General features: G+C 65.7%; 12 protein-coding genes. 2 read left to right on the top strand and 10 right to left on the bottom strand.

What is annotated here, in order from left to right; genetic code table 11:
* Window positions 1–22: 22 nt before the first annotated feature.
* The 8 genes from ABIB73_RS13190 to ubiE all read right to left on the bottom strand — a co-directional run bounded on the left by ABIB73_RS13190 (window position 23) and on the right by ubiE (window position 9,782).
* Window positions 23–745: a nucleotidyltransferase family protein gene (locus tag ABIB73_RS13190; protein ID WP_354224686.1), complete on the bottom strand. Its 723-nt coding sequence runs from the start codon at window positions 743–745 to the stop codon at window positions 23–25.
* A 123-nt stretch (window positions 746–868) separates the two neighbouring features.
* Window positions 869–1,186 (bottom strand): PilZ domain-containing protein, encoded by a 318-nt coding sequence (locus tag ABIB73_RS13185; RefSeq protein ID WP_354224972.1) that lies wholly within the window; start codon window positions 1,184–1,186, stop codon window positions 869–871.
* 88 nt (window positions 1,187–1,274) lie between these two features.
* The gene (gene tsaE / locus ABIB73_RS13180; RefSeq protein ID WP_354224684.1) at window positions 1,275–2,795 is read right to left on the bottom strand and encodes a tRNA (adenosine(37)-N6)-threonylcarbamoyltransferase complex ATPase subunit type 1 TsaE; all 1,521 of its coding nucleotides are present in this window, start codon (window positions 2,793–2,795) and stop codon (window positions 1,275–1,277) included.
* On the bottom strand, window positions 2,792–5,296 hold the full coding sequence (locus ABIB73_RS13175) for a PAS domain-containing sensor histidine kinase (protein ID WP_354224682.1): 2,505 nt from the start codon (window positions 5,294–5,296) through the stop codon (window positions 2,792–2,794). Before ABIB73_RS13175 ends, tsaE begins: the two co-directional genes overlap by 4 nt.
* A 190-nt stretch (window positions 5,297–5,486) precedes the next feature.
* A complete protein-coding gene (gene dut / locus ABIB73_RS13170) occupies window positions 5,487–5,945 on the bottom strand; it encodes a dUTP diphosphatase (protein ID WP_354224681.1) in 459 nt (152 codons plus the stop codon).
* Window positions 5,942–7,393: a bifunctional phosphopantothenoylcysteine decarboxylase/phosphopantothenate--cysteine ligase CoaBC gene (gene coaBC, locus ABIB73_RS13165; protein WP_354224679.1), complete on the bottom strand. Its 1,452-nt coding sequence runs from the start codon at window positions 7,391–7,393 to the stop codon at window positions 5,942–5,944. The genes dut and coaBC overlap by 4 nt, the downstream gene beginning before the upstream one ends.
* Before the next feature lie 56 nt (window positions 7,394–7,449).
* The gene (gene ubiB / locus ABIB73_RS13160) at window positions 7,450–9,024 is read right to left on the bottom strand and encodes a 2-polyprenylphenol 6-hydroxylase (RefSeq protein ID WP_354224677.1); all 1,575 of its coding nucleotides are present in this window, start codon (window positions 9,022–9,024) and stop codon (window positions 7,450–7,452) included.
* Window positions 9,021–9,782, bottom strand: a complete 762-nt coding sequence (gene ubiE, locus ABIB73_RS13155) for a bifunctional demethylmenaquinone methyltransferase/2-methoxy-6-polyprenyl-1,4-benzoquinol methylase UbiE (protein WP_354224675.1) — start codon at window positions 9,780–9,782, stop codon at window positions 9,021–9,023. The genes ubiB and ubiE overlap by 4 nt, the downstream gene beginning before the upstream one ends.
* A gap of 81 nt (window positions 9,783–9,863) precedes the next feature.
* On the opposite strand from ubiE, the gene mutM reads away from it, so the two are divergent.
* A complete protein-coding gene (mutM, locus tag ABIB73_RS13150) occupies window positions 9,864–10,769 on the top strand; it encodes a bifunctional DNA-formamidopyrimidine glycosylase/DNA-(apurinic or apyrimidinic site) lyase (RefSeq protein ID WP_354224673.1) in 906 nt (301 codons plus the stop codon).
* Between the two features lie 133 nt (window positions 10,770–10,902).
* On the opposite strand, the gene ABIB73_RS13145 is transcribed toward mutM, so the two are convergent.
* Window positions 10,903–11,643, bottom strand: a complete 741-nt coding sequence (locus ABIB73_RS13145; RefSeq protein WP_354224670.1) for a nucleotide-binding protein — start codon at window positions 11,641–11,643, stop codon at window positions 10,903–10,905.
* A 239-nt stretch (window positions 11,644–11,882) separates the two neighbouring features.
* Between ABIB73_RS13145 and ggt the strand changes: the two genes are divergently transcribed.
* Window positions 11,883–13,562 (top strand): gamma-glutamyltransferase, encoded by a 1,680-nt coding sequence (gene ggt / locus ABIB73_RS13140; protein WP_354224669.1) that lies wholly within the window; start codon window positions 11,883–11,885, stop codon window positions 13,560–13,562.
* Between the two features lie 158 nt (window positions 13,563–13,720).
* Here the strand turns inward: ggt and ABIB73_RS13135 are convergent, their stop codons facing one another.
* Entirely contained in the window at window positions 13,721–15,082 is a 1,362-nt protein-coding gene (locus tag ABIB73_RS13135) for a serine protease (RefSeq protein WP_354224667.1), read from the bottom strand.
* Window positions 15,083–15,171: the final 89 nt, after the last annotated feature.

Raw genomic sequence — 15,171 nt, 5'->3', positions numbered from 1 at the left:
GCGTCCGGGACACGAGAGCCGCTTAAGCCACGCTCTCCAGAAACGCCTCTTCCGCGGCGTGTACGGCGTCAGGCGTGCCGACATGCATCCAGACGCCGTCGAGGCGGAGGCCGAACAGGCGTTCCTCTTCGTTGGCGCGGTCGAACATCTTGGTCAGCGAGAACTCGCCTTTCGGCGCGTCGGCGAAGATCGACGGCGACATGATCGCCGCGCCCGCATAAACGAACGGGACGATCTCTTTTTCCTTGCGCTTGCGGAGCGCGCCGTCGGGCAGCATGCCGTAGTCACCGCGGCCGCCATAGCCGATGCTGGTGGCGGTCGGTGCCATCAGCAGCAGGATGTCCATGCGCGCAGGATCGAAGTTCTCCGCAAGCCGGGCCAGATTGGAGCGCACCCCGTCGATCCACAGCGTGTCGGAATTGATGTGGTAGAACGGCGCATCGCCGAGCAGCGGCAGCGCCTTGACCACGCCGCCGCCGGTGCCGAGCACCTGGTCGCGCTCGTCCGAGATGGTCACGCGCGGATGCTGGCGGGATGCGACGTGGTTGATGATCTGGTCCGGGAGGTAATGCACATTGACGACCGCCTCGGTGACGCCGGCCTGGCCGAGCTTGTCGAGCACGTGGTCGAGCAGCGGTTGGCCGGCCACCGGCACCAGTGGCTTGGGCATCTTATCCGTCAACGGACGCATGCGCAGGCCAAACCCTGCAGCGAGCACCATGGCTTTGGTCGGTTTGACGGACATCCTTCGCTTTCTCGACCTCTGAATTTCGTGTTCGCAGCAATCCTAGCACGGGACTCGGTCAACCGCACCGCACCTCAACCGCCTTAACCAGCCGGCGTGACGGTTGTGCGACGGGTGTTGCCGTCACGCTCCAACAGATGTGGAGCGTGCCTTTTTCTTCCTGTCGCCGGGTTTGAGAAAACTGACGCCGATCTGGTCGCCATTGACCCAGGCGAGCTCGCAGCGCCGGTACGCAAGTCCGGTCGACGACAGCAACAGAAAAAATTCCTTCAGGTGCAGGCCCTCGACCGAGCCGTCGATGGTCAGCTTGGCGCCGATCTCGGAGACATCTTCCATGGTGCATTCGCGCCGCCAGGTGCCGTCGATCCCCATCATCTGGGCCGAAATCCCGCGTTCGAAAACAACCCGGCTGTTGCCACGCTGGTCCGTCTTCACCGCCATCTGCCCTTGCTCCAGCCCCGTATTTGTCCGGCTGCCTGCGGTTGATGATACCGGTGCGATGGCTAACAGCCGGTAAATCGGTTCCGGATCAGGATCGGGGCGGCGGGACGTTGGCAAGATACCAATCGCGCAAGTGAGCCAGCGCCGGATGGGCCAGCGAGCGCTGGAGATAGGTCCAGATTCGCGGCTGGTGGCGCAGATAATGCGGCTTGCCGTCGCGGCGGTTGAGGCGGGCGAAGGTGCCGAGCAGGCGCGTGTTGCGCTGTGCCGACATGATCGCATAGAGCTCGGCGAAGCCGGCCGGATCGAAGCTCGCATCGCCGGCGCGCCGCGCCTTGATGTAGCGCGACAACAGCGCGAGTTCGATATTCTCGGGCACATCGATGCGGGCGTCCTGGAGCAGCGACACCACGTCATAGGATTGCGGTCCGAGCACGGTGTCCTGGAAGTCGATCACGCCGACCCGTTCGATGCCGCTGCGCTCCGCAAGCCAGATCAGATTCGGCGAGTGATAGTCGCGAATGATCCACGTCTTCGGCGCCGCCAGCGGCTTCTGCAACAGCTCACGCCACATCGCGAAGAATTCCGCGCGAGCCTCGTCGCTCAGCGGCGCGTCACGATCGGGCAGATACCATTCCGGCATCAGCCCGATTTCGATCAGCAGCGCCTCGGCGTCGAAGACCGGAATGGCGTAGGTCTGCCCATCGAGCGGCAGCGTTTCCGGCAACGTCTTGCCGTGCAGCGTGGCCAGCACGTCGGTCGCAACTTCGTAGCGCTCCGCGATCGGGCGCGGCGGATCACCCTCGATCACGCCTTCGCCGCCAAAGTCCTCCGAGATCAGAAAGCCGTGGTCGAGATCGGAATGGTGGATCGCGGGCGCGGAGATGCCCTGCGCGCGCAGGCCTTCGTCGATGGCGACGAAGGGTTTGACGTTATCGGCAAGATGCACTGCAGCGCTGTAGGGCTTTCCGTTGTAGATGGCCGCGCCATCCGGCCGCTGCGGAAAATTCATGAGGATGACGATACCGTCGTCGCGGATCAGCCGGGCATAGGAACGGGTCGAGGCGTCGCCGGCCATGCGCTTGCGTGCTGCGTCGATGTAGCCAGACGCATCGAGGAATTCCCGCAGCGCCTTCAGCCGGGCGACCTGGGCTGCGCCCTTGCCGTAACCGGTGATGTCGGCGGCGCGCGCGGTCGAGCCCAGCGCCGGGCGATGCGTCAGCGCGATGTCGATGCGGTCTTCGGGCATCGCGGACGGCGCGCGCTCCGGCCATTCGAGCAGCACCAGCGTGGCATCCGGCAGCGGCGACAGCCCGATCTCCTCGAGCTCGCTTTCGTCTTCCACCCGGTACAGATCGGCATGCATCACCGGAAACGGCGGCAGCTCATAGCCCTGCACCAGCGTGAAAGTCGGACTCGGCACCTCCAGCGCCTCGTCGCCGGCGAGATAGCGGATCATCGCGCGCGCGGCCGCGGTCTTGCCGGCACCGAGATCGCCGGTGAGCGTGATGACGTCGCCAGGTCCGACCAGCAGCGCGAGGTCGGCCATCAGTTGCGACGTGGCCGTCTCGTTGACAAGCGCAACGGAGAATGTTGTCGGCGCGGTCATTCGGCGGCGTCGCGATGCGCCGCCTGGTCGGTCGGGAAATCGCAGATCACGACCGTGCCCTTGCCGACGATCGAATCCACCTGCACCTTGCCGCCATGCAACTCGACGAAAGAGCGCACCAGCGACAGGCCGAGCCCGGCGCCGCGGTGACGCGAGCCCTGCGAGCGGCTTTCGAACCAGTTGAACACCTTGTCCTTCATGTCGGCGGGTATTCCAGGTCCGGAATCTGTCACAATGAAGACCACGCTGCGCTCGGTGCGGCGCGCGCTGATCCCGACCGTGGAATCCTGCGGTGAGAAGCCGACGGCGTTGGCAAGCAGGTTATAGAGCACCTGCACCACGCGCTTCTCGTCGCCGACGAAGCTGCCGACATCGGGCGCGATCTCGACCTTGAGACGGATGCGGTCGGTGGCGAGCCGGTCCTGGAGGCCCTCGGCGGCAAGTTCGATGGTCTTGCTGACGTCGACCGGACCGAGTTCCAGCTTCATGGCGCCGGCGTCGATGGTGGCGAGATCGAGGATGTTGTTGGTGAGCGCCAGCAGCGCGTTGGTCGACTTGGTGACGTAGTCGAGATACTCGGCCTGTTTCGGCGTCAGCGGACCGGTCGAGGGGTCGCTGAGGAAATGCGCGAAGCCGATGATCGTTGTCAGCGGGGAGCGCAGCTCGTAGGAGACGTGGTGGACGAAATCCACCTTCATCTGGTCGGCGGCCTCCAGCGCCTCGTTGCGCTCGCGCAGCGCGCGCTCGACGTTCTCGGTGTCGGTGATGTCCAGGAAGGTCAGCATGGTCGCGCCGTCGGGCAGCGGACGGATCATGCCGTCCAGCACGCTGCCGTCCTTGCGCTCCAGCTTCAGCGGCACATCGGCGCGGTTCTCGATCGAGGTGATGGCCTCGCGGATCTGCCGCCAGACCGTCTGTTCGTCGAACAGCTGCTGGCACCAGCCTTCGACGGTCTGGATATGCGGCTCCTCGCGCATGGCATCGTTCGAGAGCTTCCACATCCGGACGAAGGCCGGATTGAACAGCTGGGCCTTGCCGTTGCTGCCGAACACCGCGACGCCCTCGGCGAGGCTGTCCAGCGTCTCGCGCTGGACCCGGATCATGCCGTCGAAGCGGCGGGCGAGCTCGAGGCTCTCGGTGACGTCGTCGAACAGGTAGGTGACGCCGCCTTCCGGATTCGGCGTGGTGACGACGGAGAGTGCGCGGCCGTCGGGCAGATACCAGGTGTCTTTCGCGGCCTCGACCGCGCGATAGGCCTCGTGCAGTTTTACTTTCCAGGCGCGGAAGTCCGGCTGCTCCGGCAATTTGCGCGCGGCGCGGAGTTGGTCGAGCACGCTGGAATCGTCGGGATTGGCATCGAGGAAGGTGCGGTCGAGGTCCCACAGCCGCCGGTAGGAATCGTTGTAGAAGGCGAGCCGGCGATGGCCGTCGAACACGGCAACGCCGGAGGAGAGCTGGTCGAGCGTGCGCCGATGCGCCTCCGCCATCCGCACCAGCGCCGCGCTCAGCGCATCCGCTTCGCTGGCATCGATCGCAACGCCAACGCTGCCGCTGCCGACATTGACCGCGCGCACGTCGTAGATGCGCCGCTCGCCGCTGATCACGATCGGCAGCCGCTGGGTGAAGTCGGCGGCCTCCTTCAGGCCGCGCTCCATGGCGGTACGGTCGGCGCTGTCGAGCAGCTCGAGCTTGCGTTCCTGCGCATCAATGATGCTCATGGCCTCGGTTGCACGGACATAGGCCGGATTGGCGTAGGTCAGCGCGCCGTTCTCGCCCTTGGCCCAGATCGGCCATGGCGCCGCGGCGGCGAAGCCGCGCAACATCTCGGTCTCGTCGGAGAGCGCCTTGTGGCGCAGATTAGTCTCGGCCAGTTCGCGGCGCAGGCCAGAGAGTTCGCGAATCCTGACAATGGCCTGGCCGCCGATGGCGCGGCCGATCGCTTCCAGCGTATGGCCGTTGGCGGTGGTCAGCGTCAGTTGGAACCCGTCACCGCGTTCGCGCAGTGCGTCGACGGCGTGATCCATCTGGAGTGCGGGTTCCGGCGGCAGCCAGGTTCCGAATGCGAGCACTCGCTGCGGCGACGAACCGCGCTGCAGCACCATGGAGACGTCGCCCGAGATCTGCGCGCGATTGTCGCCCGCCGGCCAGGAGATCAGCACCTGCGGCTCGGCGAACAGCAGCGCGCCGAAGCGGTCGGCCTGGAGCTGGAGTTCCCCGATTCGCGCGCGCAGCCGGGCCTCGTTCTTGGCCGTGCGCACGCGCGTGCGCATCAACAGGATGGCGGCCATGACCGAAAAGCCGAGCAGCGCGAGCGCTGTGGCCAACACCGCGAGTTCCTGCCGGTTGAAGTCCAGCAATATCGAGAGTGTGTCGACGAGGTCGGCGGCCTGGGCCGGCGCAGCCGGCAGCAGCGCTGCGAGAGCGCTTCCTATCAGGCCGTTGCGCGCCAACGAAGTGCACGACAACAGCGTCCGACGCATCGACACGATCACGCCTGACATAGTTGCCCCAAGACCGCACGAATTTACGCGCGGCGACCCCCGCCGCGCGCGAATCAAAAGACAATACCCTCACCGTGACTCCAGCGGTAAGAGTCCAGATCGTGAACGCAAAGGCGGTCCCAAAAAAATGCAGGCCGCGCGGTTCCAACCCACGTCGTTGTTCGGGTGATTCGGCTGGAGCTGCCGCGCGTTAGCGGCCGGTCGAACCGAAGCCGCCGGCACCGCGATCGGTCGAGGATAATGTCGCTACGGGAACCAGTGCGGCCTGCACGACTGGGGCGATCACCATCTGCGCGATGCGTTCGCCGCGCTTGATCACGAAGGGCGTGGTGCCGTGATTGATCAGGATCACCTTGATCTCACCGCGATAGTCGGCGTCGATCGTGCCCGGCGAGTTCAGCACTGTGACGCCGTGCTTGGCGGCGAGTCCTGAGCGCGGCCGCACCTGCGCCTCGTGTCCGGCCGGCAATGCGATCGCAAGGCCCGTCGGCACCAGCGCATATTGCCCGGGGGTGAGCGTTACGGGTTCGCCATCGGGAACGGCGGCCATCAGGTCGAGGCCGGCGGCTTCGGTGGTTTGATAGGCCGGCAGCGGCAGGCCTTCGGCATGGCTCAAGCGTTGCAGTTCGACCGTGACTTTCGTGCTCAAGATGCGGGCTCCAGGGATTTGTCGGCCACGCTTTTCGCAATATGTGCGATCAGCTCGGTGGCGACCTGTTCCTTGGTCATCACGGGCCAGGAATCAACCGCGATCTCGCCGTTCTTCTCACTGTTCTTGCGGCTGATGAGATGCACGGTGTTGCGGTCGCCGCCCATCACGCCGGTTGCCGGCGAGACGTCGTTGGCGACGATCCAGTCGCAGCCCTTGCGCGCGAGTTTTGTCTTGGCGTTGTCGATGAGGTGCTCGGTCTCGGCCGCAAAACCGATCACCAGCGGCGGGCGCTGGTCGGTCAGCTTCGCGATCGTGGCGAGGATGTCCGGGTTCTCGACCAGCTGGAGCGGCGGCATGCCGGCCGAGGTCTTCTTCAGCTTCTGCTCGCCCTCATTGGCGACACGCCAGTCGGCGACGGCGGCGGCGAAGATGGCGATGTCGGCGGGAAGTGCTACCTGCACCTGCTCCAGCATCTGCCGCGCCGACTCCACATGCTTGACCGTGACGCCATCGGGGTCGTCGAGATCGACCGGGCCGCTCACCAGGATCACTTCGGCGCCCGCGGCCTGCGCGGCGGCGGCAATGGCAAAGCCCTGCTTGCCGGAGGAGCGGTTGGCGATGTAGCGGACCGGATCAATCGGCTCGTGTGTGGGACCTGCCGTGATCAGCACCCGCTTGCCGGCGAGCGGTCGCGGCACCGGCGGCCGCAGCAGGCGCTCGGCCGCGGTTGCGATTTCGACAGCCTCCGACATGCGGCCGATTCCGGCTTCGCCCGCTTCGGCCATCTCGCCGGAATTCGGTCCGATCAGCACCACGCCGTCGCGTTGAAGCTGGGCCACATTGCGTCGCGTGGCCGCGTTGTTCCACATCAGCGGGTTCATCGCCGGCGCCAGCAGGATTTTTCGGTTGGTGGCGAGCAGGATCGCGCTGGCGAGATCGTCGGCGTGGCCGTTCGCCATCTTCGCCAAGAGGTCGGCGGTCGCCGGCGCCACCACGATCAGGTCGCACTCGCGTGCCAGCCGGATATGGCCGGCGTCGAACTCGCTCTGGGGATCGAACAGGTCGGTGTAGACGCGCTCATGCGAGAGCGCGCTGACGGCCAGCGGCGTGACGAATTGCTGCGCTGCCTTGGTCAGCACGCAGCGGACCTCGATGCGGCGCTCCTTGAGCCGGCGGATCAAGTCGAGCGATTTATAGGCCGCGATCCCGCCGCCGATAATCAGGGTGACGCTGGCCTCGGGAAGGGCGCCGATGCGCTGGGGCGTGGGGGCGGTAGATGCCGCCGGCGGCACCGCAAACGGCGTCAGCGGCTCCTCGCGGCCCTCGATCAGCTCCCGCAGGATGACCCGGACCTCTTCCTCGACCGACCTGCGGTTCTTGGCCGAACGCAGTCGCAGATAGGTTTTGACGTTCTCGTCGAGCTTGCGGATGGTCAGGCTCGCCATGACGCCCTCCAACACAGGATGATAGCGATGCTATCAAATCTGTGATTGCAGTGCAATCACAGATTCCGAACGGCGATCAGGATTCCGATGAAGGTCATGGCGATGATCCAGAGCGCCACGGTGCGCCAGCGGCTCTTGCGGCCCTCGCTGCGGCCCATCGCAGCGATGCTCTCCGGCGACAGCCGGAGGCCCTCCCGCGTCATGGTCTCCAGCTGCTCGAGCACCGCGACCGAGCGCTGCGCAATGTCGGGCAGGCGCATCAGCACGCGCGCGAGGTCGCCGGTGCCGGACAGCGCGCCCTGCACCCGGCCGATCGGTCCGAGATTGCGCTCGATCCATTCGCGCACCACGGGGTCGGCGACCTTCCAGATGTCGAGCCTGGGATCGAAGGCGCGCGCCACGCCCTCGACCACGACCATGGTCTTTTGCAGCAGGATCAGCTCGGGACGCGTGGTCATGTCGAACAGGCCGGTGACTTCGAGCAGCAGCGTCAGCAGCCGCGCCATCGAGATTTCTTCGGCGGTGCGGTTGTGGATCGGCTCGCCGATGGCGCGGATGGCTTGCGCGAAATTCTCGACCGAATGATGCGCCGGCACATAGCCTGCCTCGAAATGCACCTCGGCGACGCGGCGATAGTCGCGGGTGATGAAGCCGAGCAGGATTTCCGCGAGGAAGCGCCGCTCCTTCATGCCGAGCCGGCCCATGATGCCGAAATCGACCGCGACGAGGCGGCCGGCGTCATCCAGGAACAGATTGCCCGGATGCATGTCGGCGTGGAAGAATCCGTCGCGCAATGCGTGCCGCAGAAAACTCTGGATCACCTTGCGGCCGAGATCGGGCAGGTCGACCTGCGCATCTTCCAGGCGCTTGTGATCGTTCAGCGCGATGCCGTCGATCCACTCCATGGTCAGCACGTTGTGCGTGGTGCGGTCCCAGTCGACGGTCGGCACGCGGAAATCGGGGTCGTCGCGCGTGTTCTCGGCCATCTCCGACAGCGCCGCGGCCTCGAGCCGCAGATCCATCTCCATCGCGACCGAGCGCGACATGGTGTTGATGACTTCGATCAGGCGCAGTCGCCGCGCCTCGGCTGAATAGGCCTCGGCCCTGTGTGCGACGAAGAAGAAATCGGAGAGGTCGCGCCGGAAGCGCGAGGCCACGTGCGGCCGCAGCACCTTGACCGCGACCGCCTTGTGGACGCCGTCGCGCAAAACCTCGCCGCGATGGACCTGTGCAATCGAGGCGGCCGCGACCGCCGGGCCGAAGCTTACGAACACATCTTTCAGCGGACGTTCCAGCGACGTCGCAATCGCGGCCTCAGCTTCTTCCTGCGGAAACGGCGGCAGGCGATCCTGGAGGCTTTCGAGGTCGCGCGCCATGATGAAGCCGACGACGTCCGGCCGTGTCGCCAGGAATTGTCCGAGCTTGAGATAGGCCGGGCCCATCCGCGTCAGTGCGCGCGATAGCCGTGGTCCCTGCTTGGGGCCGCGTCGCTCGATGAGGCGCGCGAGCTTCAGCGCGAGCTGCCCCGGCGGCGGGACGAGGGTCGGATCGACCGAGCCGAACACGCCCTCACGCGCGAACACGAACGCGGCGCGGATCAGGCGCGAAATGTGGGTGATGGCAGAGATCACAAACGCCAGCCCGAATGCAGTGCGACGATGCCGCCGGTGAGTGTCTGAAAGCTGACGCGGGCGAAGCCGGCATCGCGGATCATGTCGGCGAAGGCGTTGGGCTTTGGAAACTTGCGGATCGATTCGACCAGATATTGGTAGGACTCGGCGTCGCCGGTCACCATGCGGCCGAGCGGCGGGATCACCTTGAACGAGAACAGATCGTAGAGCTTGTCGAGGCCGGGCATCTCGACGGTGGAGAATTCCAGGCACAGGAAGCGGCTGCCGGGCTTCAGCACGCGATAGGCCTCGCGCAGCGCCAGGTCGATCTGCGGCACGTTGCGAATGCCGAAAGCGATCGTATATGCGTCGAAGCTGCGGTCGGCGAAGGCGAGCGCTTCGGCATTGCCCTCGACGAAATCGACCTGGGTATCGAGATGCCGTTTCGCGGCGCGCTCGCGGCCTACCGCCAGCATGTCGGAATTGATGTCGCAGACGGTGGCGTGGAAGCGGGGGCCCGCCGCCTTGGCAGCCCGGAACGAAATGTCGCCGGTGCCGCCGGCGACATCGAGCAGCGCGAACGGCCGGTCGCGTCTCGGCGGGTCGAGCGCGCTGATCATGATGTCCTTCCAGACCCGGTGCAGGCCACCGGACATCAGGTCGTTCATCAAATCATAGCGCGACGCCACGCTGCGAAACACATCGTTCACCAGCGTCTGCTTGTCCCCCAGGGGAACGTCCTTGAAGCCAAAATGCGTGGTTTCGCCCGGCCGATCCATTACTCTACTCCACGAGGCGGACCATAGCGCGCCCGCCGCAATGGCGCTATCACACCGCCCTCATAAGGTGAATGCCTGACCATGCCCGAATTGCCCGAAGTCGAGACCGTCCGCCGCGGCCTTCAGCCCGTCATGGAGGGTGCAAAAATCCTCACTGCGGAGGCTCGCAGGCCCGATCTGCGCTTTCCCTTTCAGCCGGATTTCGTGGCCCGGCTCCAGGGACAGATCGTCACGGGTCTCGGTCGCCGTGCAAAATATCTCATGGCCGATCTCGCCTCCGGCGACGTGCTGCTGATGCATCTGGGCATGTCGGGCTCGTTCCGTATCATCAAGCCGGACAACGACGAGGAGCCGGGTGAGTTTCATCATCCGCGGGCTAAGGACTCGACGCATGACCACGTGCTGTTTCGGATGTCCTCCGGCGCCGACATCGTCTTCAATGATCCGCGCCGCTTCGGTTACATGAAAGTGATCGCCCGCAGCGCGCTCGATGAGGAGCCGTTGTTGCGCGACCTCGGCCCCGAGCCGCTCGGCAACGAATTCGATGCCGCGATGCTCGCAAACTCATGCGAAGGCAAGACCACGAGCCTGAAGGCGGCGCTGCTCGACCAGCGCGTGGTGGCCGGGCTCGGCAATATCTATGTCTGCGAAGCCTTGCACCGCTCGCATCTGTCGCCGCGCCGGATTGCGGCGACGCTGTCGACCAAGGCCGGACAACGCAAGGGCGTTGCCGGGGGCGAGCCGACCGATCACGCGAAGCGACTGGTCGGCGCGATCCATACCGTGCTGAACGATGCCATCAAGGCCGGCGGATCGTCACTGCGCGACCATCGCCAGACCTCTGGCGAGCTCGGCTACTTCCAGCATTCCTTCAAGGTCTATGATCGCGAAGGCGAGACCTGCAAGACGCCCCGTTGCGGCGGCATCGTGAAGCGCTTCACCCAGAACGGCCGGTCGACCTTCTGGTGCCCGAAATGTCAGAAGTGAGCGCGAGTATCTGCGCCTGAAAAACGCGAAGCGAAGCAATCCGGCCGGGCTGGTGGCCGGATTGCTTCGTCGCTGAGGCTCTTCGACCGGATGGTGGCGAAGAGCCCGTCTGTCGTCTGAGCAATCGCCCCGCTCAGGACGCCAGGGTTGTGGTCTCGTTCGACACGAGCTCGGCTGTGACGTGCAACATGTCGTCGGCGGCCGAGATGACCTGGTCGATCAGCACATTGGCCGCCGAGATGTTGAGCCGGGTCTCGATCCACTGCCAGAGGCCGCGGACTTCCTCGGTCGATTTGCCGTTCGGTGCGAATTCGCTGACGGCGAGGCCGCTGGCAAGCGAGTCCTGGTGGTCGTTGCGCATCACGATCAGCGGACGCGCGAGCACCTCAGTGAGATCGAGCGCCGCTTCCTCGGCAAGCGTGTTGGCCGCATTGTCGATGCGCGGGCCGCGGATCGGCGCCTGGTTCAGCACGAAGCTGTAGGGTCGCTTCCAGGCGCGCGCGACGCTGAGGGTGGAGGCGGTGGCCTCGATGTCGGCGACGCTCGGGCGGGCCGGGATCAGGCAGAGGTCGGAATGACGGATCGCGGCGGTGGTGGCGGCGCTGAGGCCGGCTGCGGTGTCGACGATCGCGAGCTGGAGGCCGCTCTCGGCCAGCATCTTCAGCCGCGGCTCGATGTCGGCGGCATGATAGATCGGCTCGACGACGAGATCCTCGGTGGTGCGGCGGCGCTGCCAGTTGGACAGGGTGCCCTGCGGGTCGGTCTCGATCAGGCGGACGGTGAAGCCGGCCTGCTTGGCTGCCAGCGCGAGGCCGATGGCGAGCGTGCTCTTGCCGCTGCCACCCTTTTGGGTGGCCAGTACGATCGTGTGCATGGAAGATAGATCCTCTGGAGTGCTTGGGTCTGGATACGCCACGCGAACGTGCATCAATGGGGATGCTGAGCTCTTCTCGCTCAGGACGTGCCGGCCCGATCCAAAGGGGGATCGCGGATGTCCGAATCAGCAGTAACGATGATGGCAGAATCGGGAATGCCAGCTAATCCGTACCATTACTGGACCCGTAATCGTGCGTGTGATGTGCTCGCCGCCGTGAATAAAGAGGGACAAGCGGCATGAGCGGAAACTGGCGCGACCGGACGGCAACGACCTTTGACTGCCAGAAGATGCCGGCGGTCTCGAGCCGCGGCATGGTGGTCAGCAACCATCCGCTGGCCTCCAGCGCCGGCGCCGAGATGCTGGCGGCCGGCGGCAACGCCATCGATGCCGCGATCGCGACCTTGTTCACATTGACCGTGGTCGAGCCAATGATGGTCGGCATCATCGGCGGCGGCATGGCGCATATCCGACTCGCAGACGGCAGCAACCGCTTCATCGACGGCCAGAGCACGGTGCCCTCGGCGGTGCGCGACACCACCTACACGTCCAGGCCGGGCTCCGCGCACGACGTGTTCGACACCGTCGGCAATGAGAACCTCAACGGCGCGAAGGCGGTTGCGGTGCCAGGATCGCTAAAGGCGTGGTGCGAGACGCTGCGCCGGTTCGGCACCATGAGCCTCGCCGATGTCATGCAGCCCGCGATCAAGCATGCCGCGCGTGGCTATGCGGCGACGCCGTACCTGCACGAATGCATCAGCGAGAGCGCCGCTGAGATGCGCAAGGACAAGCCGATCGCGGCGATCTATCTGCCGAACGGCGAGCCGCTGAAAATCGGCGAGCGCGTGGTGCAGGCCGAATACGCCGAAACGCTCCGGTATATTGCGGATCACGGCGAAAAGGCGCTCTACGAGGGACCGCTCGGCGACATCCTTGTTGACTACATGGAGAAGACCGGCGGCTTCATCCGCCGCAACGATCTGACCAATTACAAGACCGTCGAGCGGCAGCCGATCCGCGCCGACTATCGCGGCTGGACCATCCTTGGCCCGCCGCCGCCCGCGGCCTCCGGCGTGCACATCGCGCAGATGCTGAACATCCTGGAAGGCTATGACATCGGTAGCCTCGGCTTCGGTACGCCCGAGACCATTCACTACCTCGCCGAAGTCCTGAAGATCGCCTTTGCCGATCGCGCCGCGGCCAGCGGCGATCCCGATTATGTCCGTGTGCCCGTGGAGCGGCTGACGTCGAAGGCTTACGCCGAGGAGCGCCGTCGCGCGATCGATCCGGCGCGTGCGCAGGCCTGGGGCGCCGGCGTGACGCAGCTCGAAAGCGCACACACCACGCACATGACGGCGGCGGACGCCTTCGGCAATGTGGTCGCGACCACGCAGACCATCAACAATCTGTTCGGCGCGAAGATCATGATCCCGGGTCTCGGCGCTATCGCCAACAACTACATGAACCTGTTCGATCCACGTCCCGGTCACGCGCTTTCGGTCGCGCCGGGCAAGCGCGTCACCACGTCGATGTCGCCGATGATGGCGCTGTTCGACGGCAAGCTGCGCTATGCACTCGGCCTGCCCGGCGGCAAGCGTATCTTTCCGAGCGCGATGCAGGCGCTGGTCAATCTGATCGACCACGGCATGAACTTGCAGGAGGCGGTCGAGGCGCCGCGCGTCTGGACCGAGGGCAACGCGCTCGAGGTCGAGCAAGCAGTGCCGGAGAGCGTGCGCGCAAAACTCGCGAGCCTGGGCCACAGGGTCCAGCCGGTTGCGACGGTCGCCGGCGGCATGAATGCGATCGCGTTCCATGACGACGGAAGTATGACCGGTGCCGCCTGCTGGCGCGCGGACGGCACGCCGGTCGGGATCTCCGGCGGCCTCGCGCGCAGCGGCGTACGCTTCAGGTTGAGCTAGGTCTCATGCCCCGGACACAGCGCAGCACGCAGTAATGCGCTGCCGAGCCGGGGCCCAGAGAGACATTTGCGCAGAATTTGCGGATGCATGGGTTCCGGCTCAGCGGCGCGGCATGGATGCCGCGCCTTGTCCGGGACACGAGAGGATAGTCGCCCGACCTACTTCCGCACGCAGATCACGCGCACGACGGCGGCCTTTGCATCCGTCGAACTGCCGTTCGCCGCGACACCGTTTGCCTTCAGGAAATCGCGGACCGTCTCCGCGGAGACCATCACGGCCTGAGATGCCGGCACCGCTGTCGCGGGCCCTGCAACCATCGCCGGCTTCAACAGTGCAACGCCGGCGAGTTTTCCGTCGCCGTCGATCGCCGGGCTGCCGGAAAATCCAACTGCCGGCGGTGGTGACAGGGCGGAATCGCCGCCACCGACGGACGCCAGCGCAGCCTTGAGGCTCGACACATTGGCCGCGCCACCCTGGCTCTGCGGATCGGCGATGCCGATCACATCGACATCCGTCTTCGCCGCGCCGCTCGCGATGTTGAGCGGCTTGAGGCCGCGCGCGCCATAGATGTGCAGCAGCGCGAGATCGTGCTCCTTGTCCTCGGCGAGGCGGTCGGCATTGCCGTAGCCGCCGATCGCGACGGCAAGGCAGCTGTCGGTGACGAGGCGGTCGGTGATGATCGCGCCATCGTCGCTGACGACGATGCCGGTGCCGTATTCGACGGTCTTGCGCGGCGCCGGTCCGGCTTGCGGTCCCGCCGGGAATGCATCGAACGCGCTCGACATCGCGATCACGACCGGCTCGACCGTGTTCTCGGTGGCCTGGTCGTAGAGGATCGTCATGATGCGAACCTCGTCTCCCTTGAAGGTGCCGCGCACGTAAAACTTCTTCAGGCCCTGGAGTCCCGACAGCACGAAGAAGTCGGGCTTCACCACGGTATAGTCGATCTTGCGTCCGGCCGGCTCCTTCTTCTCGGCTTCTGCGAGCTTTGCCGTGGTCGGGCTCGCCTCCTTGCGGCGGCTGAGCAGCACCTGCACCGTTCCGGTCGGTGAGGTCCATTTCGAGCCGTTGGCGTCGGTCACCTGCTGCGGCACCAGCTTGCCGGGGATGCCGAGCCGCGCGCTGCTGGTCGGCTCCATCACGATTTTCCAGCCGACGCTGTCCTGCTTCCGCCGCGCGGTCTCGGCGAGCGCGGCACGTTCCTGCGGATTGAGCACGCCGGTCGGCTTGCCGCCCTTGTTCTTCTGGTACTCCTTGATCGCGTCGACCATGCGTGCGCTGATGTCGCCGGTGATGGCACCGTTATATTCACCGACCCAGGCGAGGTCGGACTGGAGTGACAGCCGCTCGGCCTGCGCCATCGCGTCGGCGGTGTCGGATGGTGTCTGCAAGGCGGGCGGGCGGATCGGAACGGTCTGGACCACCTTCGGCCGGTTGCCGGGGGTCTGCGGCGTCGTCATCTGGGCGTTGGCGCCTGCGGCAGCCGCGAACATCAGTGTTGCCGCAAGCATCGATCTCATGACAAATCCAGCCAGCCCATTGAACGTGGTGCCACTGAAGCACATCTCGTTGGTCGCGAACAATCTCGGGGTGGTTCAGGCCTGCGAGA

The organism is Bradyrhizobium sp. F1.4.3 (assembly GCF_040548375.1).
Classification (GTDB): Bacteria; Pseudomonadota; Alphaproteobacteria; order Rhizobiales; family Xanthobacteraceae; genus Bradyrhizobium.
This window is presented reverse-complemented; position numbering and strand designations above follow the sequence as displayed.

Coding starts and splice junctions, on each gene's coding strand:
- ABIB73_RS13190 (WP_354224686.1), bottom strand. CDS start 745: ATGTCCGTCAAACCGACCAAAGCCATGGTGCTCGCTGCAGGGTTTGGC.
- ABIB73_RS13185 (WP_354224972.1), bottom strand. CDS start 1,186: ATGGCGGTGAAGACGGACCAGCGTGGCAACAGCCGGGTTGTTTTCGAA.
- tsaE (WP_354224684.1), bottom strand. CDS start 2,795: ATGACCGCGCCGACAACATTCTCCGTTGCGCTTGTCAACGAGACGGCC.
- ABIB73_RS13175 (WP_354224682.1), bottom strand. CDS start 5,296: ATGTCAGGCGTGATCGTGTCGATGCGTCGGACGCTGTTGTCGTGCACT.
- coaBC (WP_354224679.1), bottom strand. CDS start 7,393: ATGGCGAGCCTGACCATCCGCAAGCTCGACGAGAACGTCAAAACCTAT.
- ubiE (WP_354224675.1), bottom strand. CDS start 9,782: ATGGATCGGCCGGGCGAAACCACGCATTTTGGCTTCAAGGACGTTCCC.
- mutM (WP_354224673.1), top strand. CDS start 9,864: ATGCCCGAATTGCCCGAAGTCGAGACCGTCCGCCGCGGCCTTCAGCCC.
- ABIB73_RS13145 (WP_354224670.1), bottom strand. CDS start 11,643: ATGCACACGATCGTACTGGCCACCCAAAAGGGTGGCAGCGGCAAGAGC.
- ggt (WP_354224669.1), top strand. CDS start 11,883: ATGAGCGGAAACTGGCGCGACCGGACGGCAACGACCTTTGACTGCCAG.
- ABIB73_RS13135 (WP_354224667.1), bottom strand. CDS start 15,082: ATGAGATCGATGCTTGCGGCAACACTGATGTTCGCGGCTGCCGCAGGC.